The 24,434-nt window shown below is 42.8% G+C and carries 26 protein-coding genes and 4 pseudogenes; 19 read left to right on the top strand and 11 right to left on the bottom strand.

Features of this window, described 5'->3' with window-relative positions; genetic code table 11:
* Positions 1-23: 23 nt before the first annotated feature.
* Positions 24-1,451 carry an MFS transporter gene (locus WA1_RS33825; protein ID WP_017743617.1) on the bottom strand — a complete coding sequence of 476 codons (1,428 nt, stop codon included), beginning with the start codon at positions 1,449-1,451 and terminating at the stop codon, positions 24-26.
* Between the two features lie 254 nt (positions 1,452-1,705).
* Here WA1_RS33825 and WA1_RS33820 point away from each other — a divergent pair, with 254 nt between their 5' ends.
* From WA1_RS33820 to WA1_RS33800, 4 genes are all read left to right on the top strand, one after another.
* Positions 1,706-3,007, top strand: coding sequence for a tetratricopeptide repeat protein (locus tag WA1_RS33820; protein ID WP_017743618.1), 1,302 nt, complete (start codon positions 1,706-1,708; stop codon positions 3,005-3,007).
* A gap of 42 nt (positions 3,008-3,049) precedes the next feature.
* Positions 3,050-3,924, top strand: a protein-coding gene (locus tag WA1_RS53665) for an IS630 family transposase (protein ID WP_148662818.1) whose coding sequence is annotated in 2 segments (ribosomal slippage) — positions 3,050-3,379 and positions 3,382-3,924 — 873 coding nt in all. Because the reading frame shifts where the segments join, the coding sequence is not laid out codon by codon here.
* A 235-nt stretch (positions 3,925-4,159) separates the two neighbouring features.
* Positions 4,160-5,266: an aminoglycoside phosphotransferase/kinase family protein gene (locus WA1_RS33805; RefSeq protein WP_017743620.1), complete on the top strand. Its 1,107-nt coding sequence runs from the start codon at positions 4,160-4,162 to the stop codon at positions 5,264-5,266.
* 39 nt (positions 5,267-5,305) lie between these two features.
* Positions 5,306-5,806, top strand: coding sequence for a hypothetical protein (locus WA1_RS33800; protein WP_017743621.1), 501 nt, complete (start codon positions 5,306-5,308; stop codon positions 5,804-5,806).
* Here the strand turns inward: WA1_RS33800 and WA1_RS61905 are convergent.
* The 4 genes and pseudogenes from WA1_RS61905 to WA1_RS33785 all read right to left on the bottom strand — a co-directional run.
* Positions 5,803-6,012 (bottom strand): annotated as a pseudogene (locus tag WA1_RS61905) (Tn3 family transposase); the annotation flags it as partial. The gene WA1_RS33800 and the pseudogene WA1_RS61905 sit on opposite strands and share 4 nt — an antisense overlap.
* A gap of 21 nt (positions 6,013-6,033) precedes the next feature.
* Positions 6,034-6,651: a LysE family translocator gene (locus WA1_RS33795; RefSeq protein ID WP_017743622.1), complete on the bottom strand. Its 618-nt coding sequence runs from the start codon at positions 6,649-6,651 to the stop codon at positions 6,034-6,036.
* Between the two features lie 134 nt (positions 6,652-6,785).
* Positions 6,786-8,201 carry an Asp-tRNA(Asn)/Glu-tRNA(Gln) amidotransferase GatCAB subunit A gene (locus WA1_RS33790; protein WP_017743623.1) on the bottom strand — a complete coding sequence of 472 codons (1,416 nt, stop codon included), beginning with the start codon at positions 8,199-8,201 and terminating at the stop codon, positions 6,786-6,788.
* Positions 8,198-8,404, bottom strand: coding sequence for a hypothetical protein (locus tag WA1_RS33785; RefSeq protein WP_017743624.1), 207 nt, complete (start codon positions 8,402-8,404; stop codon positions 8,198-8,200). Before WA1_RS33785 ends, WA1_RS33790 begins: the two co-directional genes overlap by 4 nt.
* Positions 8,405-8,652: 248 nt before the next feature.
* Here WA1_RS33785 and WA1_RS33780 point away from each other — a divergent pair, with 248 nt between their 5' ends.
* From WA1_RS33780 to WA1_RS33755, 6 genes are all read left to right on the top strand, one after another.
* The gene (locus WA1_RS33780) at positions 8,653-8,904 is read left to right on the top strand and encodes a UPF0175 family protein (protein WP_017743625.1); all 252 of its coding nucleotides are present in this window, start codon (positions 8,653-8,655) and stop codon (positions 8,902-8,904) included.
* A complete protein-coding gene (locus WA1_RS33775) occupies positions 8,897-9,382 on the top strand; it encodes a PIN domain-containing protein (protein ID WP_017743626.1) in 486 nt (161 codons plus the stop codon). Before WA1_RS33780 ends, WA1_RS33775 begins: the two co-directional genes overlap by 8 nt.
* A 111-nt stretch (positions 9,383-9,493) precedes the next feature.
* Entirely contained in the window at positions 9,494-9,688 is a 195-nt protein-coding gene (locus tag WA1_RS33770) for a hypothetical protein (protein ID WP_017743627.1), read from the top strand.
* Between the two features lie 9 nt (positions 9,689-9,697).
* Positions 9,698-10,120 (top strand): GNAT family N-acetyltransferase, encoded by a 423-nt coding sequence (locus tag WA1_RS33765; protein ID WP_017743628.1) that lies wholly within the window; start codon positions 9,698-9,700, stop codon positions 10,118-10,120.
* Positions 10,117-10,827, top strand: a complete 711-nt coding sequence (locus WA1_RS33760) for a class I SAM-dependent methyltransferase (RefSeq protein WP_017743629.1) — start codon at positions 10,117-10,119, stop codon at positions 10,825-10,827. The genes WA1_RS33765 and WA1_RS33760 overlap by 4 nt, the downstream gene beginning before the upstream one ends.
* A gap of 139 nt (positions 10,828-10,966) precedes the next feature.
* Positions 10,967-11,419 (top strand): NUDIX hydrolase, encoded by a 453-nt coding sequence (locus WA1_RS33755; protein WP_017743630.1) that lies wholly within the window; start codon positions 10,967-10,969, stop codon positions 11,417-11,419.
* 140 nt (positions 11,420-11,559) lie between these two features.
* Here the strand turns inward: WA1_RS33755 and WA1_RS58320 are convergent, their stop codons facing one another.
* Positions 11,560-11,730 (bottom strand): hypothetical protein, encoded by a 171-nt coding sequence (locus WA1_RS58320; RefSeq protein ID WP_017743631.1) that lies wholly within the window; start codon positions 11,728-11,730, stop codon positions 11,560-11,562.
* 777 nt (positions 11,731-12,507) lie between these two features.
* The gene (locus WA1_RS33750) at positions 12,508-12,882 is read right to left on the bottom strand and encodes a hypothetical protein (RefSeq protein WP_017743632.1); all 375 of its coding nucleotides are present in this window, start codon (positions 12,880-12,882) and stop codon (positions 12,508-12,510) included.
* Positions 12,883-13,072: 190 nt separating this feature from the next.
* Here WA1_RS33750 and WA1_RS33745 point away from each other — a divergent pair, with 190 nt between their 5' ends.
* The 3 genes from WA1_RS33745 (at position 13,073) to WA1_RS33735 (ending at position 15,850) form a co-directional block, all read left to right on the top strand.
* A complete protein-coding gene (locus WA1_RS33745; protein WP_017743633.1) occupies positions 13,073-14,053 on the top strand; it encodes a chromate resistance protein ChrB domain-containing protein in 981 nt (326 codons plus the stop codon).
* Positions 14,050-15,282: an MFS transporter gene (locus tag WA1_RS33740; RefSeq protein WP_017743634.1), complete on the top strand. Its 1,233-nt coding sequence runs from the start codon at positions 14,050-14,052 to the stop codon at positions 15,280-15,282. Before WA1_RS33745 ends, WA1_RS33740 begins: the two co-directional genes overlap by 4 nt.
* A gap of 94 nt (positions 15,283-15,376) precedes the next feature.
* Positions 15,377-15,850, top strand: coding sequence for a cupin domain-containing protein (locus tag WA1_RS33735; RefSeq protein ID WP_017743635.1), 474 nt, complete (start codon positions 15,377-15,379; stop codon positions 15,848-15,850).
* Between the two features lie 136 nt (positions 15,851-15,986).
* Here the strand turns inward: WA1_RS33735 and WA1_RS33730 are convergent, their stop codons facing one another.
* Positions 15,987-16,862, bottom strand: a complete 876-nt coding sequence (locus WA1_RS33730) for a bile acid:sodium symporter family protein (protein ID WP_017743636.1) — start codon at positions 16,860-16,862, stop codon at positions 15,987-15,989.
* Positions 16,863-17,520: 658 nt separating this feature from the next.
* Between WA1_RS33730 and WA1_RS33725 the strand changes: the two are divergent.
* Positions 17,521-17,724, top strand: a pseudogene (locus tag WA1_RS33725) (FAD-dependent oxidoreductase); the annotation flags it as partial.
* 86 nt (positions 17,725-17,810) lie between these two features.
* On the opposite strand, the gene WA1_RS33720 reads toward WA1_RS33725, so the two are convergent.
* Together WA1_RS33720 and WA1_RS61900 are read right to left on the bottom strand one after the other, a co-directional pair.
* Entirely contained in the window at positions 17,811-19,457 is a 1,647-nt protein-coding gene (locus WA1_RS33720; RefSeq protein ID WP_017743639.1) for a hypothetical protein, read from the bottom strand.
* Positions 19,458-19,647: 190 nt separating this feature from the next.
* Positions 19,648-19,821, bottom strand: a complete 174-nt coding sequence (locus WA1_RS61900; protein ID WP_419183600.1) for a recombinase family protein — start codon at positions 19,819-19,821, stop codon at positions 19,648-19,650.
* Between the two features lie 65 nt (positions 19,822-19,886).
* Between WA1_RS61900 and WA1_RS53655 the strand changes: the two genes are divergently transcribed.
* The 5 genes and pseudogenes from WA1_RS53655 to WA1_RS33700 all read left to right on the top strand — a co-directional run bounded on the left by WA1_RS53655 (position 19,887) and on the right by WA1_RS33700 (position 23,935).
* Complete coding sequence (locus WA1_RS53655; RefSeq protein ID WP_272819292.1) at positions 19,887-20,036, top strand: hypothetical protein; 150 nt, start codon at positions 19,887-19,889, stop codon at positions 20,034-20,036.
* On the top strand, positions 20,033-20,374 hold the full coding sequence (locus WA1_RS33715; protein WP_017743640.1) for a 4Fe-4S binding protein: 342 nt from the start codon (positions 20,033-20,035) through the stop codon (positions 20,372-20,374). The genes WA1_RS53655 and WA1_RS33715 overlap by 4 nt, the downstream gene beginning before the upstream one ends.
* A 38-nt stretch (positions 20,375-20,412) precedes the next feature.
* Positions 20,413-21,789: an LLM class flavin-dependent oxidoreductase gene (locus WA1_RS33710; protein WP_017743641.1), complete on the top strand. Its 1,377-nt coding sequence runs from the start codon at positions 20,413-20,415 to the stop codon at positions 21,787-21,789.
* Positions 21,790-21,978: 189 nt separating this feature from the next.
* Positions 21,979-22,769 (top strand): annotated as a pseudogene (locus WA1_RS33705) (dienelactone hydrolase family protein).
* A 101-nt stretch (positions 22,770-22,870) separates the two neighbouring features.
* Positions 22,871-23,935 (top strand): M14 family zinc carboxypeptidase, encoded by a 1,065-nt coding sequence (locus tag WA1_RS33700; protein WP_017743642.1) that lies wholly within the window; start codon positions 22,871-22,873, stop codon positions 23,933-23,935.
* 56 nt (positions 23,936-23,991) lie between these two features.
* On the opposite strand, the pseudogene WA1_RS33695 reads toward WA1_RS33700, so the two are convergent.
* A pseudogene (locus WA1_RS33695) lies at positions 23,992-24,366 on the bottom strand (helix-turn-helix transcriptional regulator); the annotation flags it as partial.
* Positions 24,367-24,434 lie beyond the last annotated feature (68 nt).

The raw sequence follows: 24,434 nt of genomic DNA, 5'->3' as shown, positions 1-24,434 counted from the left end.
TTTACAGCCTTATCTTGAAGATGTTAAAGTTTCCGCTTCTCAAACCTCAAAACAGATGCAATAGCAGCAATACATAGTATCAGGGCTGCGAAGCGAAAGGTTCCTTGAAACCCAGTAACGATCGCAACAGGAGGGGCAACCGATACATCTGCACCTGCGGCTACACTGGCGATTAACCCTCCAAAGACTGCCCCAATCAGAGAAACTCCTACGGTATTCCCTGAGGTTCGCGACAAAGATAATAGCCCAGAAGCAATACCGAGACGCTCCCGAGACGCTGCTCCCATAACAGCACTATTATTCGGTGATTGGAATAAACCCAGTCCAATGCCGTAAATGAAATAACGCTGTACATAACCCAACTCAGTCAGTTGAGCATCAAAGGTGCTGATCCCCAGACAGCCACCAATCATCAACGCTAACCCAACCGAGCTAATTAACCGAGAGCCAAACCGATCTGAAAGTAAACCAGCCAGTGGGGCAATTAACCCACTCAGTACAGGCGACACCGCTAGTAATAGTCCGACTTTTGCTGTTGGATATTCCTTAACCCGCTCTAAAAAGAATGGAGTAATGAGTAGTGCTCCACCAATGACAGTGAATGTTAACCAACCAGTGAGTAAACCCATACTCAAATGGAGATTACGAAACAAGTTCAGTTCTAACAATGGCTGTTCTAAAATAGACTCAACTACTAAAAAACTCAGAAAACTTAGAACGGCAACCGACAGTAACACCAGTGCGTTAACGCTGCTGAAACCTTGACTTTGCCCAAAGGTCATGCCTATCCCAAAATTGCCCAAAGTCAACACAGCCAACATAGCTCCAAAATAGTCAAATTTTTGGTTACCTGCGATGCGTCCAGAAGGTGGGACTACTCGGGCTATGAGAAAACTAGTGACAATCCCTAAAGGTATATTGATTAAGAATATAGTCCGCCAGCCGAACCAATCTAGTAACAATCCTCCAGCAGAAGGACCTAGAGCAATTCCTAATGATACTACACTACCGATGATACCAACAGCCCGACCTCTTTCTGAAGAAGGAAAGATTTCTGTGACGATCGCCAAACCTAGCCCTGAAATGAAGACACCACCTAACCCTTGTAATGCTCGAAAGCCGATCAACCATCCAATCCCAGGTGCCATACCACATAACAAAGAACTCAAGGTAAAGATAATGAGTCCCCCCAGGTAAAGATACTTTTTACCCCACATATCTCCTAATCGAGTCGCCCCCAAGACTAAACCAGAACTAACTAACTGGTAACTCAAGACAGCCCACTGGGTTGTAGGAAAGTCAGTGTGAAAGGTTTGAACTAATGAAGGCAGAGCGACATTGATGATGCCCACATCAAGAGTTGACATGAACACCCCAAGTCCGACACCAACTAACACCCAAACTTTTTGAGGGTTTGACAAAGTCAGAGGTTGTGCTTGCAATTGTGACAATGTCTAGCCTCCCCTGTATAATTTATAATTGTAAATAATTTGTTTGCGTAATATTAGATTAGCATAATATTAACTTTAGGAAAGTCAGGAATTCTATGTAGACTTATGTACAATTGCTTGCTTTTCACAGCTGGCTATGCGAAATTAATATCTAAATTAATATAAAATACGGTAAATTGATAAATTATAAGTAAATTTAAACTCAGGGATCGAGAACCCAGTAGCAATAATCGTGGAATCGTGCAGAAAAAACGATGTTAACAGATTCTCAAGAACTAGAAATTACCACTGACTCATTAGAGGCGGTAAATGCTATCAATGGCTTTTTTGAGCAATTGCTCAGTGTTGGAAACGATTCCCAAGTTATCCTGAAGGCAGTTGAGGCAGATCCAACTTGTGCGATCGCCAATGCCCATGTAGCAGCCTTTTACCTGTTTTCTGGTACTAGTGATACTATTGCCCGTGCTACTGACTTTCTTCACGCTGCCAAAGCCCAGTTATCCAGCGCCAACGAACGAGAACAACTTTATATAGCTGCCATTGAAGCTTGGACAAAGCGCGATCTTAAGAGTGCAATCGCCTATCACGAAGCGATCGCTGAAGCATTTCCCCGCGATTTAATCTCAGTTCATACCTGCCAATACCACTACAGAAATTCTGGTAACAGTGAGGGAATGCTACGGATTGCAGAAAAAGTTTTCCAAGCTAACCGCGATAGTCCATATATGTACGGTATGCTGGCTTTTGGGTTAGAAGAATGTCATCATCTCTCAGCAGCAGAAGAAGCAGGGCGACGGGCAACCGAAATGAAACGCGATAACCGTTGGGCGCACCATGCGGTAGCTCACGTCTTGGAAACCCAAGGGCGGTTATCAGACGGAATTGCTTGGATGGGGAGTGTCTCTGACACCTGGGAAAATAGCAACCCAGCTTTTTACAGCCATCTTTGGTGGCACACCGCTCTTTACCACCTTGATGCTGAGGATATCCCCAAGGTATTGTCCATTTATGATACTCATATTTGGGGACGTGCAAGGAAAGACAACGGACGCGAACAGATTAACGCTATCTCACTACTACTACGTTTGGAATTGAGAGGTGTGGATGTAGGTTCGCGCTTTTCAGACGTTGCCGCTTACCTCCAACCAAGATTACACGAACATATCCTTGGTTTTCTGGATTTGCATTATCTCTATGCATTAGTACGTGGTGGTAAAGATGATTGGGCAGCTCAGATGTTAGAGAGTATGCAAGTATACACCCATAAAGCACTTCCCTATATTCAACTCATTTGGTTAGAAGTGGTTTTACCTGCTGCCCGTGGGATGATTGCTCATGCTCGAGGTGACTTACAGACAGTTATTGCTGAACTGGGATCGGTGCTACCAAGGTTGCAGGAAGCAGGCGGTAGCCATGCTCAAAGGGATTTATTTGAGCAAGTCTATCTTGATGCCCTGATTCGGACAAGCAAGTATCAAGAAGCACTAAATATTTTGGAAAAGCGCAATGCAAAGCGGAGTTATAGCAACCGCCAAGGCGGTTTGAGCATAAACTAGATGTAGTCCCTTTTTTTCCTGCGGAGTGCGATCGCTGTACATATGCCTAAACCTTACAGTTACGACTTTCGTCAAAAGGTCATCCAAGCTATCGAACTTGATGGTTTGAAGAAAAGCGAAGCAAGTTTTGTGTTCAATATCAGTCGCAACACGATAGACTTATGGCTGAAGCGACAAGCCGAAACTGGGGACTTCCAAGCCTTGCCCAATCAGCCTCCCGGTAATAATCATAAAATCACCGACTGGGAAAAATTCCGTGAGTTCGCTTCATCTCATGGGGATAAAACCCAAGTTGAGATGGCCTCACTTTGGGAGGGAGAAATTAGCGATCGCACCATCTCACGGGCTTTGAAGAAAATTGGTTTTACTCGAAAAAAAAGACCTATGGCTACCGTGAGCGCGATGAAGCCAAACGACAAACGTTCATAGATCAGTTATCTACACTACCCTCGGAGAAAATCGTGTACCTAGATGAGTCTGGCATGGATAGTCGAGACGAGTATGATTATGGTTGGAATGAAAAAGGGGAACGCTTCCATGCACTTAAGTCAGGCCGACGCTCTGGACGGGTTAACATGATTGCCGCGCTGTGTAACCAAAACCTAATAGCTCCCTTCACTGTTGAGGGTGCGTGTAATCGAACAATTTTTGAAACTTGGCTGGAAGCTTGTTTGCTTCCAATACTCGAACCGGGACAGGTTTTGGTGATGGATAATGCCACATTCCATAAAGGTGGGCGCATTCAACAATTGATCCAGGATGCAGGGTGTAAACTGCTGTACCTACCGCCTTATTCTCCAGACCTTAATAAGATTGAAAAATGCTGGTCTTGGTTAAAAAGTCGAATCCGCAAAAAACTGGAGCAGTTTGATTGTTTACGAGATGCCATTGAGGATGTCTTGCATTTTACGTCCTAACCGCCAAGGCGGTTGCTATATATAGCGATTGTTCAGAAAGACTTGGCTTATGTCTACAAAGAAATGAGTCAGACAAAAAAGTAGGTTAATAAACTCAAATTAACCATGATGATCTCGTGGTGATTGCCTGCATCTTGATGCTGTTTTCGCGTGCGATCGGCTGATTCATAATTTTGATTCAGCAATACTGTATTATGTATGTATTACATGAATGAATAAAGTTTAACTTACAAACATGAATGGAGAAGTCATTACTGATATAATTCAAATAACTCTTGACTGGCTCAATTCAGTATTAATTGGTAGTCCCGCACTGGTTACAGGCAAAGTTCTTGATTTTGCTATCGAAGTCAGAGGAAGTGAAAATGCCCGGATTGTAAAAATCCGACCTCAATATACATCGGAAGCAACTGGTACAACGCCTGCAATGCTGTTATTGAAAATGTCTTTAGGCAATAATACTACTTTTGGAGATTCAGAAGTCAATTACTATACGCGGGATTACATCGATTTAGTAAATCGACCCCTACCAATAAGCTATCATGCACGGTATGCACCGAACCCTTCTCGGTATCACATTCTCATGGAAGACCTATCTGCAAGCCATAGTCCTAGTTGGAAAATTAAACCAACACTTGCATACGGATGTGCAGTTGCTCAAGCCCTAGCTATGTTGCACGCACATTGGTGGGGAAGCGAAAAGTTAGAGGCTATTAGTGCTAATATTCCCAGAACCAGTGAAATTGAGCGATACGTGGCTCAAGCTCAAGCAGGATTACTACCAATGTTGTCGGAGGTTAGGAGTGAAATTGATAGTTCATGGCAGTCGGTACTTATGAATGTGTTTCAGTACCATCCCGGCAAGATGATTGAGCGCACTTTCAACTCATCTGGCTTCACATTGATTCACGGTGATGTTAACCCTGGTAATATTCTTTCTCCATTAAATGGAGACGGGAAAATTTATCTGATTGACCGCCAGCCGTTTGATTGGTCACTGACTACTTGGCTGGGAGTAAGCGATATTGCGTATATGATGGTGCATTGGTGGGAACCTAATTGGCGACGGCAATTAGAAATTCCTATCTTACGTAAATATCACGCAAGTCTTTTAAGCAATGGTGTGTCTGGTTACGATTGGGAGCAACTGATAAACGACTATAAACTGGCTGCTGTTCAAAGTCTTTACGTTGCTTGTCAGTGGTGTATATCTCCGGAGGAGCGTCGCTCTATGAAATGGGTGTGGCTTCCGCAACTGCTCAAGTCGATGACAGCTTTCTTTGACTTGCGCTGTTCTGAGTTATGGACATTGCGCTCGAATCCATGCACTATTATTCGGTGATTGGAATAAACCCAATCGTGGAATCATGCAGAAAAAACGATGTTAACAGATTCTCAAGAACTAGAAATTACCACTGACTCATTAGAGGCGGTAAATGCCATCAATGGCTTTTTTGAGCAGTTGCTCAGTGTTGGAAACGATTCCCAAGTTATCCTGAAGGCAGTTGAGGCAGATCCAACTTGTGCGATCGCCAATGCCCATGTAGCAGCCTTTTACCTGTTTTCCGGTACTAGTGATACTATTGCCCGTGCTACTGACTTTCTCAACGCTGCCAAAGCCCAGTTATCCAGTGCCAACGAACGAGAACAACTTTATATAGCTGCCATTGAAGCTTGGACAAAGCGCGATCTTAAGAGTGCAATCGCCTATCACGAAGCGATCTCTGAACTGGGATCAGTGCTACCAAGGTTGCAGGAAGCAGGCGGTAGCCATGCTCAAAGGGATTTATTTGAGCAAGTTTATCTTGATGCCCTGATTCGGTCAAGCAAGTATCAAGAAGCACTAGATATTTTGGAAAAGCGCTATGCAAAGCGGAGCTAATATAGCGATCGTTCAGAAAGACTTGGCTCACGTCTACAAAAAAATGAGTCAGACAAAAAAGAACGAGGTTTAAACAGTATACCTGCCAATCGGAGTTGCTCATCAGATTGTCCCCGAATTTCGCCAGAGTTGGCATAGCACAGATGAGAGCATAAGCTATGCAAAGCTTCCCCTTTATTGAGTTGCCGATTGATTCTGCGTCGATTTGCTTCATCGGCATACCCTAGTTAGGTTATTAGATTCAACCCTAACGCAATATACACACACGCTGTAATCCGCTCTAACCAACCTAAAACTTTTTCATTTTCCCTTAAAGTGTTCGTTGCTGCTGCCGCGAATCCAGCAACGATCGAACACCAGACTGTACCACCAGTAACAAACAAAAAACCTAGTAATAAAAATGGTAATACACCAAGACCTGCTGTTGGATTAACAAACTGGGGGAGGAACGCGAGAAAGAAGATCGCAACTTTAGGATTAAGAACATTGGTTATAATTGCCTGACGATAAATTTGCCAATTACTCATTGAGTTGATTTCTGGTGTGGACAGAGGTTTAGACTTTCTCAACCAAGCCTGAACACCTAAATAGCTCAAATATGCGGCTCCAGCAAACTTGATAGTCGTAAATGCCCAAGCTGAAGTTGTTAGAATTGCAGATAGCCCAAACGCAGCAAATATAGTGTGAACCAAGCCTCCGCTACCAATCCCCAGTGCTGATACTAGCCCTGCTTGACGACCTTGTGAAATACTTCGAGCAAGGATATACATTGTATCTGTACCAGGGGTAATCCAGAGTAAGAAGCTGGATAACAGGAAAGCTAACAGATTATGAGTTCCGAGCATTCTCCTCCCTGCCCCCTGCCTCCTGCCTCTTCCTTTACCGCAAAAAATTCAGTGATTCTAGCAACACGTACTCAATGAATTGTACATGACAGTAGCTTTAAGAGAAAAGTAGGAAATGCTGCGACTTCAATCTATTATTGTTCGTAAAAACCGGGTTTCTTTAGATTTGGGCGATGCTGATGCCAAGGGGTTGCTTGCTCGTAAGTATAGCCCACTGCTAATACAGTTGATTCATCAAATGGCTTGCCGATAATTTGCATCGACAGTGGTAGATTACTCGAGTTAAAACCACAGCAAACAGCTAGAGCAGGCAGACCTGTGACGTTAAATGGTATTGTTATATCGGGTGAATCAAAATTAGGAAACTGAGGCAAGTCTGTAAATTTTGGTGCTGCTCGAAGTTCTGTTGCCGTAATGAGGACATCAACGCTAGCTATGGCTTTTTCTACCACAAAACATAACTCACGACGACGACGCACAGCTTGCAGGTAGTCAGAGGAGCTAATGAACGCACCAAGTTTTAAGAAATAGCGGTTGTATTCTCCATAAAGTTCTGGCTGCTGTCGCAAATTCTGTTCGTGTAGAGCAAAGCTTTCCGCCAACATAATGAGCATACCACAAGCTTGAAATTCAATGAAGGATGGCAGTTCGATGTCAACTAACTCGGCTCCCAAGTCAAGCAAAGTCGAATATGCTCGTTGTAGCGCCGCCCATACCTCTTTATCTGCAAGTCCATCGTCCTCGTAAAAATGCCGGATAATTCCAATTTTATAGCCTGCCAAGTTATCCTTGAATTTAGCTGTAAAGTCAGGTACAGAAACCTTTGCACTGGCTGAATCTTTGGGATCGTGACCTGCGATCGCTTGGAGTATGAGTGCGCTATCACGTACTGTCCACGTAATTGGACCTGCATGGTCAAGGGATTGTGATAACGGAATCATCCCAGTGCGGCTAACTCGACCATAAGTTGGTTTTAACCCAACCACACCACAGTAGGCAGCAGGTTTCCGGATAGAACCGCCCGTATCACTACCTAGTGCTCCCATACATAAACTTGCCGCCACTCCGGCTCCTGCACCGCTACTCGAACCCCCAGGAGAATGTTCGAGATGCCAAGGATTGCGTGCGGGTGGGTAAAATAGATCGAAAGATGGACCACCAGTGGCAAACTCTTTGGTTCCCATTTTTCCAAGCAAAATAGCTCCCGCCTCATACAGACAACTCACAACTTTGGCATCCTGATTTGGCACTCTTTCTTGGAACAATCGTGATTGTGCAGTTGTACGAATTCCTGCTGTGTCGAAAATATCCTTGATGCCTATGGGGATACCATGTAGTGCTCCTCGATAATTTCCAGCAATAATTTCAGATTCAGCGACTTGCGCCATCAACAGTGCTTGTTCTGGTGTTACCAAAATAAAGGCATGAAGCACGTCGTTGAGTGCTTGAATGCGTTCTAAGAAAGCTTGAGTTAATTCGACAGGGGATAACTGTTTAGTAACAATTAGGTCAGCAGCTTCGGATATGCTTAGGTAGCAAAGATTTGTCATTGACCTACGCCTCGCTCGATCGGTTTAAATATATGCGCCAATTCGCTACTATAGTGGCGCGGCTTACGGACAAGTGTCTTCATTCGCTCCAAAGCTTCGTAGGTACGACACAATTGTTCAATTTCAGAAGGCTGAATCTCAATATTTATTAGTTCCGCAAGCAATTTCAAAGCTTCAGGTGTGATGGTAGGCTTTGAGTTCATGACGGAACAATCAGCATGGTAGTTGTTAACATTTTGCTTCAGTTGAGGAGTACACAAAACCTAAGCTTACCTAAGTATGCACAGATTTTGATTTGACTTCGCGCTCTGAGTGAGGAAAGGTAATAGCACTATAGGCTGGAAGTACAACGGACAAATCGCGCTTTTTATTTTTGTCGAACTTGAAGTCTTTGATTTTGATATCAATAATGATATCTTGTTTTTATCTGTAAGTGATGATAGCAAAAATTATGGCTGAAGTCACCATTAACCTGCCCGAAGAAGTTTTATCAACCCGTCGCCTTCCTCCAGAGGAATTTGTACGCGATATGCGTGAAGCTGCAGCTATTTACTGGTATCAAAAGGGTGAAATCTCTCAGGAGAAAGCTGCCCAGATTGCGGGTTTAAATCGTAGAGACTTTCTTGCTGCCCTTGCCCGTGAGCAAGTAGATGTGTTTGTTGTAGACTTCGATGATTTGGAACGAGAGTTAAACCGTGGATGAGCGTCCCGCGATCGACACGTCCCCACTGATTTTTTTGAGCAAGGGTAGCTTTCTCCACTTATTGCAGATAATCAGTCCAGAAATTATCGTCCCCCAAGCCGTAGCAACAGAAATTCAGGCATACGGGGAGACAGACGTAACTGCAATGGCTCTTGCGTCCACCTCTTGGCTAGTCATAACAGAAACACCTGTCGTTCCTACTGTAATCCAGAGTTGGGATTTGGGAGCAGGGGAGTCAGCAGTACTGACTTGGGGTTATGTTAATCGTGGTACTGAGGTCATTCTGGACGATTTAGCCGCCCGTCGCTGTGCCACTGCTTTAGGAATTCCAGTAAGGGGAACATTGGGTTTAGTTCTTAGCGTCAAACAACAGGGGGAAATTCCAGCCGCACGTCCGGTTTTAGAACAATTGCGCTTGTGCGGGATGTATTTGTCTGACCGCGTGATGAATCAAGCATTGGCTAAAGTTAAGGAATAGGTGTCATCGTAATCGCTCATATGTAGCGATCGCTTCAAATGATGTTTGGTGGTCAAAAAGCTTGCCCCTACTAAAGTTTAAATATATGCGCCAATTCACTACTATAGTGGCGTGGCTTACGGACAAGCGTCTTCATTCGCTCCAAAGCTTCGTAGGTACGACACAATTATTCCTTCAATTCAAGACGGTTTAACACCAGAGAAAATTACTGCCAAAGCTAAAGAAATCGAGCTGAAATTAGACCAACCTCACCTAAAACAATTCTTAGAGCAATATACTGAGAATAAAGCAACAGATACAGAATAAACAACATTTATGTTAGTACAATTGGCAGAGTCTGACGCTCAAATTTTAGGGTGTTTCCCTGTTATGTCCCAGTTACGCCCACATCTTCAACAAGCTGATTTTATCCAACAAATTCGGCATCAAACAAAAGAAGGATACAAACTTGCTTTTTTACAAAAAGAAGAACAAACTGTGGCAGTGGCGGGATTTCGTATTTTTACCTGTTTGGCATCAGGAAAGTCTTTGTATGTTGATGACTTAGTTGTTGATGAGTTGAAGCGATCTTCTGGTTATGGTCAACAGTTATTCCAGTGGCTAATTCAATATGCTCAAAATCATCAGTGTCAACACTTAAGCCTTGATTCTGGAGTTCAGCGATTTGCCGCTCACAGATTTTATCTCATGCAACGTTTGAGTATTACAAGTCATCACTTTTCAATGGAGTTATATTGACAATTTATAAGCTTGATGATATGGAATCATTAGAGGTAAATTTTTATAAAATGGCGTTTGATTATCAACTAAAGTATTGGAATAGCCTTGGCTCAACAAAAACCTTCTCCCATCCTGTTAATTTTGACGGTTTGAAGCAACTTCTCAACCAGGATGCAAGAATTTTAGACTACGGTTGCGGCTACGGTCGCATCACTAATACTCTTGTAGAGCATGGTTATCAATATGTAGAGGGTGTGGATTTCTCAGAACGCATGATTGAAAAGGGTCGTTGTTTATATCCTCATCTCAATCTTAAAGTAGTGTTATCACCACGACTACCTTATGTTGATGGGGAATTTGATGCGGTATTGCTATTCACAGTTTTAACCTGTATCCCTCATAATCAAGCTCAGATTGCATTAATCCAAGAGCTAAATCGCATCCTGAAAAGCGGAGGCTTGCTTTATATCAGCGATCTCTGTTTACAAACAGATGAACGAAACTTGAAACGCTATGATGACTTCAAAAATAAGTACGGAATTTATGGCATCTTTGAATTACCAGAAAATGTTGTCCTCAGACATCACGATCTAACATGGATAGAATTCCTGACATCAGGATTTGAACAGATAAAGTTCGAGGAATTTAATGTTGTGACAATGAATAATAATCGTGCTCAGGCATTTCAACTGTTTGCACGTAAACCTAAGAGGCAGGATTCTTAGTTTTTAGGAGGTGAAAATTAGTGGTATAATTTGAGCAAAAAATGTTATTTTTACATAGATTTAAGCAAAGTTTTTGACGAATTATCAATTTGATAATTTAAAAAAATCATTCTCAACTAATATTTGCAAACTTATACCAATGACAAATATTCAACACAAGATACCATTTCCTCAAGATACTCAGGCTTATAGGTTTCCTGTATCAGTGAAAGGTGTAGTTCTTAAGGAATCAAAAGTTGTTTTATTGAAAAATGAACGAGATGAGTGGGAATTACCAGGAGGTAAGCTTGAACTGGGGGAAGAACCCGAAATTTGTTTTGTAAGAGAGATTGAAGAGGAACTGGGATTAAATGTGAAGGCAGGACCTCTTTTGGATACCTGGGTTTATCAAATTTCCGAAGAGTTTGTTGTTTTAATTATTACATATGGTTGTTATCCTGAGCCTTTTTCTGAAGTGACTCATAGTCCAGAACACAAAGATGTAGGTCTTTTTACTTTTGAAGAAGTCAATTTTTTGAAAATGCCAAATGGTTATAAAAGATCTATTCAAAAGTGGTTTGAACTTTCTGCTCATCAAAGAAACTTGCACTGACTCCTAACTAGAAGTCGTAAGATGTATAGAAAAACAGACAACTAAGTAGTGAATAGACTGTTTAAACGTTTCAGTAACATATCTTCTGAAATATTTCTCTAATTTGAGCTATCTATAATGGTATTTGTATTAACAGTGGATTAAACCGTAAATTGAGTAGCTTCTCTCAGACGACGGCGTTCAGCGATTCGTTTTGCTACAGCGATCGCCGCTTCATTAGCAACATAGCCATCAGATTTTACTGCGCGAGCCAGCCTTCTAGCTTCTTTACCTGAGACAGGCTTAGATACGGTACCAAGTGGGTACTTCATATTCACTCATTTTGACGCGCTTACTTCCTCATCATAGCGGATCGGCACTTAATGTGCTTTAGAATCAGCCTCAACTTAGTAAAGTGTCAACTGCTAGAAGCAAGGCGTGTAGCTAACCAACGCTCAGCTTTATTTTTTCTTTATCGTATTAATACTCTTTTTAGCGCAAAAGTTATGTATAATACGCAAATATAATTATTTAACTTATACTATAAGCGACTGGACTAAAAATACACCTTGGTTGAGTTTAGCGATCGCGATCGTATCCTGCCTTTTGATATTGTGTTAAAGTTTCCGCTTCTCAAACCTCAAAACAGATGTAATAGCTGCGATACATAGTATCAGGGCTGCAAAGCGAAAGGTTCCTTGAAACCCAGTAACGATTGCAATAGGAGGTATTATATTAGTAAGTAGAACGGGGTGGAAAAATAAAACTAGGTTCTAATATAGAAGGTTTACAAATTAATATAAATCAGCTTAAAGGTGCAATTCTAGATCCATTTCAGGCTGCATATATTCTTCAAAGGTATACAAATGTCATAGTAAAAGCTGTTGATGAACAAACGACGTATAACGCATAAAAATATTAGTGAGTAAATATGAGCCAATGATAAAGCTGTATATCAATTTGATAATTTTAAAAAATCATTCTCAACTAATATCTGCAAAATTATAGCAATGACAAATATTCAACACAATATACTGAGATTGCTGATTGCGATCGCGGCTCATGAGGGAAGCCCCTCAAGCGGGTGCGGGTATGGGTTTGATGGCGTCTTACTGAGGCGGGCTGCTGCCACCGTTGCGATCGCGCAAGTACTGCCAAATCTGCCGAATCTCGTTGCGAAATTCTTGGCGGTCAATTGCTGCTTGCTGCCTGTCTTGGGCTGCTTCGGCTGCTAGGCGATCCGTTCGTTCGCGAAAAGCAAGGCGGTCTTGGGCTGCTTGCTCGGCTAAGGAATCTACTCGTGTTGCAACAGTATTAACGTTAACCGTTAGTGTATCTACTCTCTTAGTAAGTTGCTGAATGTTTGCTACCAGTACATCAATAGTGGCATCATGTTCTACAACTTTTTCGCCTACGTTGGCAAACAGAGTTTCTAAGCGGCTGAGTCGTTCGTCAGTGGTTGGTGGTTGTCCTGCGTTAGTCATTTGTTTTTACCCCTTTCATATTCTGCTATCCATTAGTCGTAACAAGAGTTTTCGTACCAAAATAAAACAATGTACGTTAGTTGCATCTGCATTGTCTCAATATAGTAACTATTTGTGAAACATATATTGCTTATTTTTGAAATACATATTACTCTAAAAATTGAAATGGAGGTATTTAAAGTTGAATTGGATGGTTTTCTCTTACTCTCTCCCTTCCAAGTCGTCTTCTAGTCCTCGTGTTGCCCTATGGCGGCGATTACGACGACTGGGAGCCATCTCTCTTAAAGGCGGCATCCATGTCCTGCCTGCTCGTGATGAGTGCATTGAATCGTTCCAATGGCTGGCGCAGGAAGTGCAACAGGCAAAGGGCGAAGCCTTGGTCATGCGGGTAGAGCGATTTGAGGGATTGGCAAACGAGGAAATCATTGGGCTATTTCGTACTGCTAAGAGCGAAGAGTATCAGGAGATTGAAGCCCAAGCAATTGAACTGGAAAAAGCTGTGAATTCCAACACAACCTTAGAAGACCGCACCGGTATGTTAGAAACCTTAGAAAAACTGCGGAAACAACATACCGAGATTGCCCGTGTGGACTTCTTTGACTGTTCTGATGGACCGCGTATTACATCTCATTTGAACCGGATTGCCCAGGCACTCTCCCCTAGCCCATCTATGGTCATAGGGATTCCACGTACAGCGATCGCCCAGTACCAAGATAAGCGTTGGGTCACTAGACCCCGACCTTATATAGACCGCCTAGCTTGCATCTGGCTCATCCGCCGATTCATCAATCCGAGTGCTGTGATTCGCTATTCCCATTCGGCTGAACCAGATGAAATAGCTTTTGAAATGAAAAAGGCTCAATTTGAGCACTGTGGCAATCTTTGTACCTTTGAGGTGATGGCAAGAGCTTTCGATTTAGAGGACTCTGGAATGCAAGTTATTGGGGAAATTGTTCACGAAATCGATTTGCGAGATGGGCTTTTTGCACGCCCTGAAACCGTTGGAGTCGAAGCTTTACTACAGGGCTGGTTACTAGCAAACCTTTCTGATACCGAACTGGAGTCTAGAGGAGTGGCGTTGTTTGAAGGATTATACACTGCTTTTTCTCACAGACAGCGCCGAAAGCCTGAAAAAGGTTTATCGCAAGCTTCCCAGGAGTTAATACCATGAGTGCAAAAGAGCAGTCCAAGCTCGCCAATCTTTGTCTGGTCGGGTTTCTGGCTCGTGCCTCTTACGCCCTAGCGCGTACTCCCGTCTTGGCATTGTTTGCCGCCAGTTTGGGAGCAGAACCAGAGGCAATCGGTTTTGCTGTCGCCATCTCCACAGTCACAGGCATCTTCTTTAAGATGCCTGCAGGAGTTGTTTCAGATGTGGTGGGCAAAACGCGGACGCTTTTCGTGGGACTTTTAGTATTTGCCCTAGTGCCTTTTGCTTATTTGCTGGTTTCTTCGTATCAAGCTTTGGTGGTAGTGCGATTCCTGCATGGTTTTGCTACAGCAATTTATGGACCTGTGGCGATGGCTGTAGTCGTTAGCATTGCCAAAGACAGACGAGCAGAAATGCTGTCGTGGTTCTCATCTGTCACCATCATAGGTAATCTGATTGGAGCGCCGTTGGGTGGGTTTTTGCTAACTCAGTTAGCAGGCGGTGGGACACCAAGCCTTGTCCACTTCCACATCATCTATGGTGTGGTCGCAGCCTTAGGGACAGCTTCGTTGGCGATCGCTTTGTTGGTACTAAAAGACCAATGGGAAGAACCAAAGCTTGAAGCAACCCGCACACTAGGCGCAGTTTATCAGAAATTCCGCAAGGGTATCCGGGAAATCTTGATGGACAGACGGGTGCTGCTTTCCAGCAATATGGAAGGAGTGCAAAACCTTTCAGTGGGAGCTTTAGAAGCTTTTTTACCCATCTATGCTGTCAAGATTTGCGGATTTAGTGCATTTCAGGCAGGGATGCTTTGGGGCGTACAAATTCTGGTGACAACCTTTTCTAAACCATTAATGGGCAGGTTGTCAGACCGTCGTGGGCGATTACCTCTAATATTTCGAGGAATGTTTGCCTGTGCAATCCCCTTTGCCCTGATACCCTGGTTTCAAAACTATGCGGTTTTGCTGTTTTTAGCGGCAGTATTCGGCATTGGAGAGGCAATTGTCACTTCAGGAGCCGCAGCACTGGTAGCAGATTTTTGCAGTGAAAGTAACTTAGGTTCGGCAATGGGTACATTTGGAACAATCTTTGATGTAGGGCACGCAGCTGGTCCCTTATTAGCGGGTTTATTAATTAGTTGGACGGGCGGTGAGGATTTTCGTCTTTCGTTTGCCTTGATATCAGGACTTTTAATTGCCGCAGCAGTCGTTTTTCGGATTGGTGTCAGGGATGAACCAGCAAGAGGCTAAAGATAGGAAAAAGAAATATCAATAGTAGCGACTCAAGTAGCATAATTCAAAACACTAGTTCAACCAAAAGAAGTTAATAAAGGAGAGACTTGCTATGCATACCGAATTTACCGAAATTACTAATGAAACTGACTTGATTCCTCTCCAAGCAGATACCAGTCTTCTAGAAGCGCCTCACAAGTTCACCAACGGCGATCTCAAAACTTTAGAAGAAATTGTTGAGTTCAATCCCCGTTTCTTTGTACGGCGACGAATTTTTAAGACCGACTCCATGCACTTCAATATCTACTGTATTGAGCCGGGACAATCAAATCCACTGCACAAACACTCAGGGAGTGATGAGATTTGCTACTTTGTGCAAGGTACAGGAGATGTGATTGTGGGTGATGAGATTGCGGCTGTAGAACCTGGAGCTTGTGTTCATATTCCCAAAGATGTAGGACATGAAATTATCAATACTGGTACGGAAAGAATGATTGTGGTGTTGGCTCAATCTCCCCTACCCTGCGCTCATGAAAAAGTGCCTAACCCACCATCGCAGTTTCGTAGAGTCAAGTTAGACCATTAAACTGTTTGACCAATTATCAAGTCTTAAGCGGATGGATGTCTAAATCAAGAAAGTGAGTCCTTGAATTAGGCATCCAACTGTGCTTTTAAGTAATTGTTTTACCAGGATACGGTCGCAAGAACATTTTTGATTTCCTTTACGAAATTTCCATCTGTTCGACCTCTTTCGTCTGTACTTGGTCGAGTTCTGGTAACTTTTGTCCCAAAATCATCACTATTACCATCATTAATAAACTCGTTACCATAATGATGCTCACCACATTTGGATCGTCGAAATTACTCGTACCTATTAACAATGCTGCGGCAAAATTGCGTTGAGCAGTTCCTACTCCTAGCACTCTCTGGGTATCAATGCCAGGACCACCTAAAAGATAACCCACAGTAAAGGAGAATACAATAAAAATGGCACAAACAAAGATAACACCAGTTTTTAATAAAATAATAATCTCGTTGAAGTGTACTATCAGCCTTACAGCTAAACCTAAAATTAAACCAAGATTAGATATTTTGAAAGCTATTGGTTGAATATTGACAGCGATCGCTTCATATTTTGCCTTAATTAATAACCCAATTCCTAAGGGTGTTAACATGAGAAATATTAAGGGTTTGGCAATATCCCAAGAATTAACTTCTACACCTTGTAAAACTAATGGTAGTACGAGCGGCATATAAAAGACTGTACCGAACATTAACAACATCATCAGTCCTGTAGAAAAAGCTAAATTTCCCTTCACTATTTGGGCAAGTTTAGGTAAAGCTGGAGGACCAGATGCTAATGCCATGACAATTAAACCATCTTTCACGGGTTCGGTGAGAGGTATGACTTGCAGCAGTAAATACACAAAAAGTGGCACTAAGACAAAATTTGTTAGCAATGAGAAAATCACTAAGCGGACATTACAGAGAGGTTGCCAAATTTGTTGTACAGTTAACTTTAAACCTGTTCCAAACATAGTGGCAACAACAAATGCTAAAAAAGCTATTTTGTCTAGTATTGAGATAATTTCGTTCATATTTTTTTGTTTTTTGCTAAGTTATAAAGAATAATTTTTTGGCTCATATTATTAAGTCCACGTAGGTGCAATAATGCTCGAATAAGAATTTTTGTATGTTGGGTTTACCGTATGTGAAACCCAACAAATATTTGGAAATGTTGGGTTTCGTTCCTCAACCCAACCTACGTATATTTAATTCAAATTCAGGGTAACTTTCTGTAAATTACCTGTGAATGCAAACGGAACTTGATAAGTTTCACTTGCAGGAGTTCCTGTATCTCGACCAACATCAAAGGCTTCATCTAATGCCAATCGATAGGGTACGGTTTTTTCAATTCGACCTTCAGCAACCTGTCGATCGTTGATAAATAACTTCCCAGTTCCTCCTGCACCAACTTCACCGCCGTCGTAATCAAAATCAAATCTGATTGTTGATTTACCTGGAGGTAATTTTTTAGGAGATCGAATTACATAACGTTCTGCATTAACGAAGTTGTAGAGATATGTTGGTTTGCTATTCTCTAGGAGAGAACAGGAACAGGGAAACAGAGCTTTAATTGTTTGGCAAACTAATAATTAGAGTATCATATCTATTACAGTGAATAATTACAAACAAATCAGCGATTCGCAATTATTAAGACAAAAAAGCTTTTGGAACTAAACACACCAGTGTTGACTGCCAAATAAGGAGGACAAAGAATTGCTAAGAGTCCATAACGAAAATGAACTACAACTAAATGCTGACGTGCTAGTCATTGGTGGTGGTCCTGCTGCTGCCTGGGCAGCATGGGCAGCAGCATCCCAAGGAGTCAAAGTCATTGTTGTTGATAAAGGTTTTTTAGGTACGAGCGGTGCTGCTGCTGCTAGTGGTAATGGTATTATGGGGTACACAAAAACTAAGCTTACTTAAGTATGCACAGATTTTGATTTGACTTCGCGCTCTGAGTGAGGAAAGGTGGTAGCGAGTTATGGCTCTCCCTTTCGACCTCGTAATGACTTACGAGGCTTTATGCTATCTAGAGTCTTGGGGATACCCATCCCAGTATTCGCATCAGGTTGCAAATTAGCCCAGACTTTTAAGAATCGCTTCTTAACATCAGGTCGAATCAGGTTGCTGCTTTTAACATCAGTTAATTGCAGTTTGCCAGATTGAACTGTGACAACGAGATACTTGACAGTACGCTCTATCAAGATTCGCAAAACCTCTTTGTGTTTGGTGTAAACACCAATTTCTGAGTCTTGTTCTCTTGCTAGAACATTCTGCCCCGCGTTGATATCAGACTGAACGACACCACCCCAGAACTGGTAAAATCTATCTCCCTCTCGCTTACCCAAGAGCAAGTTTAAAGAAGAATCGATTTGCGAAGTGTAGGCAGCATTGACAGCAACGGACACTTTTCCAAAGCGCTGGGGAACAGTCTCTAGGGCTTTGACAACCACGCCCTTTGTGTATTGATTGAGCTTATTCCGATTGCGCTTTGAATATTTTTTGTCCCCGCCTTTAATCGGGGTTGACAAATCTTCGTAAACAACCTTGCCAGCATCAGCAAATAACTGAAGCGTCGCTGTGTAGACGTAGGTTCTAATGCGACCTGTAAAAGATTTTTCTCTGGCATTCCACTTTTTCTTACCAAGGTTGTTAGCAAGAATTCGGTCGTGCTTAGCGTTATTGCCTTTGGATTTCGCTTTTTGAGCTAGAGCGCGAAGTTTATTGCGCTTACGTCCTTTGTGGGAACGATGCTCGGTTTCTGTTGACTGGAGCTTGCCAAAATCTTCACCCAATAAACGCTTGTCAGAAGTTGCGTAGACTTCAGTATATCCTCTATCAACTCCTATAATTTTATCTGATGGCAATTGCGCTTTAACTTTGATTGGACTCAGTTTTTCTGTTTCTCGAATTGTGTCGTACTTTTCGGGTTTGTGAATTTCTATTATTGAGTCGCAAATCAACAAACGAATTTGACCAGTAAAAGGCTGATTGGCTGTGGTTTTAAAGCCAATTTTTAAGCAGGACTTACTGTTTTGATTGGGCAATTTGGCATAAACAAATTTAACACAAACATCACCATCTTTATCGACATAAGACTTGTACTGCTTCAGTATAATCTGATTGCGCTTGTACGTATGACCTCGCTTGTAATGATGGCGCATTAAACGATGCAACCGTTTTAGCTCTTTCAGTTCATCTTGAGCTGTACCTTCTGGATATTCAAACCAATCGCGGGACTCCAAGATAGACTTAATGCGATTCCCTTCTACGCTTCTTGGATGCAATCCCAGTTCGCGCAATGCAAAGGTAATTGCAGCTGCTTGTACTGCGTGGATGTTGTCAATACAGTCGTAAAACGTTGCTTCCCACAGCTTGGCGGGAATGCCATATTTTACGGGATGTTCGTTTCTGTGGATGGGGTCAAGGGTAATCTTGGATATTCCCCATGCCTTCAACGAACCATATTGATTCCAAATATCAGAACGGAGATGCCCAAGACGGTTAGCGGTATCAGTTAAGATGTTAATCAAGATATTAGATACGTCTTGAGTTGTATCTTGAATTACGTCTTTGACAACACAAATTCTTGTTGCCCTAGCATCTTTAATTGTGCGTTTAGTCATCTGAAAATTACCTTATTTTCTTTTAAAAAAATAAAAATTTTAATCTTTATAACTTAATTAATACTACTCTATCTTCTGCAAAATTTATAGCTATATCTAGTAATTATTAGATAATTTTTAGATTCTTTGCACGAGCAAGAACCCTAGAGTTGTGCAGATAATTTTGTAATGATTTCCAATACATTATTAATCAAATCCTCTTCAAAAGTCGTATCCAATTCCGATTGCTAATTGTAATAGCGACACCACGCATTTCACAAAGCGGAAAAATAAATTCTGCACCGAATCGCAACAATCTATCTTTGTGGGTTAGCACTAGTCTTTCTACTTGGTCTGACTCAATTAATTCTATCAGTTTTCTCAATCCGCGTTTTTTGTAGTTCAGTCCAGACTTTACATCGCACGGAAACGCGCAGCGAACATATTCGGGTGGATTATCCCGAAACCGATCCAAATCAACGTTATTATCAAGCGACTGGTGGTTTAGATATGCTTTGGGTAAGACGCGATTGGATAAAGGATGGGATGTCTGGTGACAAGCCGCAAAACGTCAAAGTTGTAACAGGAGCAATATCATGATTGAGCTTGTTAGCCATAAACTGTGTATCAATTGCAATCTGTGCGTCCAAGTTTGTCCTACCAATGTTTTTGATTCTATACCCAATCAACCACCTGCGATCGCTCGAAAAGAAGATTGCCAAACTTGTTTTGTATGTGAAGCGTACTGTCCTGCTGATGCACTCTATGTTGCTCCTGAATCTCATACCGATGTTACAGTCAATGAGGATGATTTAATTGAAAGTGGCATAATGGGAGAATATCGTCGCATTTTGGGTTGGGGATATGGCAGAAAAAATAATAGTGAATTGGATACAGCCCATAAACTGCGCCATTTGCCACGCCCCTATCAAAGTTGATTTGATGAATTGTTTAAGACCATGCCTATGGAGGGCTAATGAGCGGTAAGAAGCAATTGAAACTGGGCGCTTTCATGCGTCCTGTCAGCATACATACAGGTGCTTGGCGCTATCCTGGAGCTTTGCCTGATGCTAATTTTAACTTTCCAGCATTGAAACGATTTATCCAAAAACTAGAGCAGGGCAAGTTCGACGCATTCTTTATGGCCGATCATTTGGCGGTTCTCAATATGCCGATTAATGCGCTCAAGCGCAGTCACACCGTCACTTCCTTCGAGCCTTTCACCTTACTTTCTGCCCTCGCAACCGTTACCGAACATATTGGGTTAGTCGCTACTGCTTCAACGACCTACGATCAGCCTTTCCACATTGCTCGTCGCTTCGCCTCTCTCGATCATATCAGTGGCGGTCGCGCTGGCTGGAACGTTGTCACTACATCCAATCCAGATGCTGCGCTTAACTTCGGTTTGACAGAGGAAGTCGAGCATGATGAACGCTATCTCAGGGCTAGGGAATTCTATGATGTTGTAACGGGTCTTTGGGATTCTTTCGCTGATGATGCGTTTATCCGAGATGTGGAATCTGGGATTTATTTCGATCCCGCAAAACTTCACGTTTTAGGTCACAAGGGAAAATATCTCTCGGTGCGGGGACCATTGAATATCGCTAGACCCGTCCAAGGTTGGCCAGTCATCGTCCAGGCGGGAGCCTCTGAAGCAGGACGGCAATTAGCTGCCGAAACCGCTGAGGCCGTATTTGCACCTGCTGGTAATCTGGAGGCAGGTAAGGCTTTATTTGCAGATATTAAGGGGCGAGCGCGGGCGATCAGACGTGACCCTGAAGGCATTAAAATTCTTCCAGGTGTCTTAGTCATCGTGGGTGAAACCGTTGCAGAGGCGCGTGCTAAGCGTACACATTTGGACAGCTTAATACACTATGACAGTGGAATAGCTAGCCTGAATATCGCACTTGGCTATGACGTTTCTGGCTTCGATCCAGACGGACCTTTACCTGAAATTCCACACACTAACGGCAGTCATAGCGGGCGAGAACGAACGATCGCACTGGCGCAACGCGAGAATCTGACTATTCGACAGCTGGCTCAACGCATTGGCAGTTACGGAGGTTTGGCTTTTGTTGGTACTCCCCAAACTATCGCTGATGAAATGGAGCAATGGCTGACTGAGGAGGGATCTGATGGTTTCAACGTCATGTTTCCTTTTCTTCCTGAGGGGTTGGATGATTTTGTGGACAAGGTTGTGCCAGAACTCCAACGACGTGGGATCTTTCGTCAGGAATATGAGGGCAAGACGTTACGGGAAAATTTGGGGCTTGCTCGCCCTGCTAATCGCTTCTTTGAGACTACAAATGAGTCTGTAAGCTACAGCAATTTTCAATTGGGTGCATTATCTTAAATGATTACGGAACCGCAGATGAACGCCAGTGTACGCTGATAAGTAACGGAAAAATTCCCCTCGCTGGAGCCATGTTTTTAGACCTCAAAGTACGTTAGTAAAAAAGTCTACTGAATTTAAAATACGGTAAAGCCGTAGATATATAGTATTATATAAGGAAGATGTAAAAAATCTCAAACCACCACAAAAATGACAAACACAGCAACAGACGCAGCAATTCGCACCGCTTACGTCAAAATCCCTAATGGCGGTTTGCAAATAGATGCTTACTTAGCGGAACCTTTAGGTGAAAGACGCTTCCCAGCTATAATTGTAGTTCAGGAAATTTTTGGAGTGAATATTCATATCCCTTAAAGTGACAGAAAGGTTGGCTAAGGAGGGGTATGTTGCGATAAGCGAAGCTTAACGGCTTAAGCCGTATCGCACCTGCTATTTTCCAACGGACTGCTCCTGGTTTTGAGACTGGTTACACTCCTGAAGACATTCAGAGTGGTAGAAAATACAAAGAACAAACCACAGCAGGTGAGATATTGAGCGATCTCCAAGCCACGATCGCAAAACTCAAGACTTTGCCAAATGTGAATGGTAATGCGATCGGCTCTATTGGTTTTTGTTTTGGAGGTCATATAGTATATTTAGCTGCAATACTATCTGACATCAAAGCTACAGCTTCCTTCTATGGTGGTGGGATTGCAAATTCTACTCCTGGCGGCGGTGCGCCTACCATCACTCGTACCTCAGATATCAAGGGGACTCTTTATGCCTTCTTTGGGACTCAAGACAAAGGAATTCCCCAAGAGCAAACAGAACAAATAGAAGCAGAGTTAGTAAAGCATAAAATTCCCCATCAAATTTTCCACTATCCCGCAGAGCATGGCTTTTTTTGCGATCGTCGTAGTAGCTACAATGCAGAGGCTGCTGCTGATGCTTGGAGCAAAGTTAAGGAACTGTTTCAAAAGCAACTTCAAACAGCAGTGTAAATATCGTGTTAGTACAATTGGTAGAATCTAACTCTTGAGCGATTGAGAAAACTAACCATTATCAAAAGTCGGATTTTCAAATAGTCGATCGCGTTGTAGACTTGGCTCAAAAACGCGGCGTTAAACATTCAACGCGACTTCCATATCAGTGGCGTCAGGAGTATCAGCAGGCAGGGGCAGGACCTTATCCAACTTCTGAACCGGAAGTGCGAGCGATCGTACAATTTATTACCACCCATCCCAACATTACAGGAGCTCTTACCTTCCACACCTTCAGTGGTGTTTTAATTCGTGCCTACAGCTACCAAAGCGATGAGGAACTATCTGTTAAAGATTTACGTACCTATAAGCACATTGGTAAAAAAGGGACTGAACTAACTGATTACCCAGCTATTTCTGCATTTCATGAGTTTCGCTACGATCCCAAAGGCTTCATTAGTGGTACTTTTCACGACTGGGTTTATGAACATCTAGGTATATTTGGCTGGACAGTGGAAATTTGGAGTCCCCAACGCCAAGCAGGAATTACTCAGTATAAATATATTGAATGGAATCAAGAACATCCTCTAGAAGATGACCTTAAACTTTTACGCTGGAGCGATGAAAAACTAGCAGGAAAAGGCTATATTGATTGGTATCCGTTCGATCATCCCCAACTTGGTCAAGTCGAACTTGGTGGTTGGGATATTATGTATGCTTGGTCTAATCCGCCACCAGAGTTTTTAGAAAAGGAAATTTCCCGTTTTCCAGACTGGTTAGTTTGGCACTTACTCATTTCTCCCTGCTTGGAGATTTACGAAGCGAGCGTTCATAACTTGGGTAATGGAACCTATCGAGTTAGACTGGTTATACATAACACAGGTTGGCTACCCACTTACGTTACTGAAAAAGCTTTAGAGAAAAAGCTAGTGCAGGGTTGTATTTGTGAAATTGAACTACCTACTGGTGCAACTTTAGAAGTTGGTCAACCGCGTGAAGATTTAGGTCAATTAGAAGGACGCGCTTATAAGCCTTCTTCGTCTCCTATTCGGCGGGTGGCAGACTCTACTTCAGATAGGGGGAAGGTGGAATGGGTTGTCCAATCTATCCAAGGTGGTACAGTCAAATTATCAGCCCGTCACGAGCGTGCTGGATTTGTATCCACTGAAGTGACTTTACCTCTATGACGTAGTATGGATCGATGATTCCTCAACCATAATCAATAGATTTGGTTGGGGTGCGTTCAACTAACAGTCTCCCTAGCTGCTTCTCGCAGGTGCTCCACATCGCGCATCGGTGGTGCGCCAAAGAGCCGCTTGTACTCCCGGTTGAAGTGCGAGGCATCGTCATAACCCACTTGGTAAGCAGCACTGGTAGCATCAAGGTTTTGCCCCAGCATCAAACGGCGAGCCTCCTGGAGCCGCAGTTGCTTCTGGAACTGCAAGGGACTCATTGCCGTAACAGACTTGAAGTGATGGTGAAAGCCTGAGACACTCATTCCAAGCTCTCGTGCGATGCTTTCAATCTTGATCGGTTCTTTAAAGTCTTTACGAAGTCGCTCGATGGCAAGAGCGATGTGGTGGGTGTAGCCGCCCAGAACGGCAATATGACGAAGCCGCATACGATCTAGTCTTTTTCTCCTTTTGGCTTTCTCATGTACCACCAAATTTGGTTGACTCATTTTTG

Source organism: Scytonema hofmannii PCC 7110, from assembly GCF_000346485.2.
GTDB classification, from domain to species: Bacteria; Cyanobacteriota; Cyanobacteriia; order Cyanobacteriales; family Nostocaceae; genus Scytonema; species Scytonema hofmannii.
This window is presented reverse-complemented; position numbering and strand designations above follow the sequence as displayed.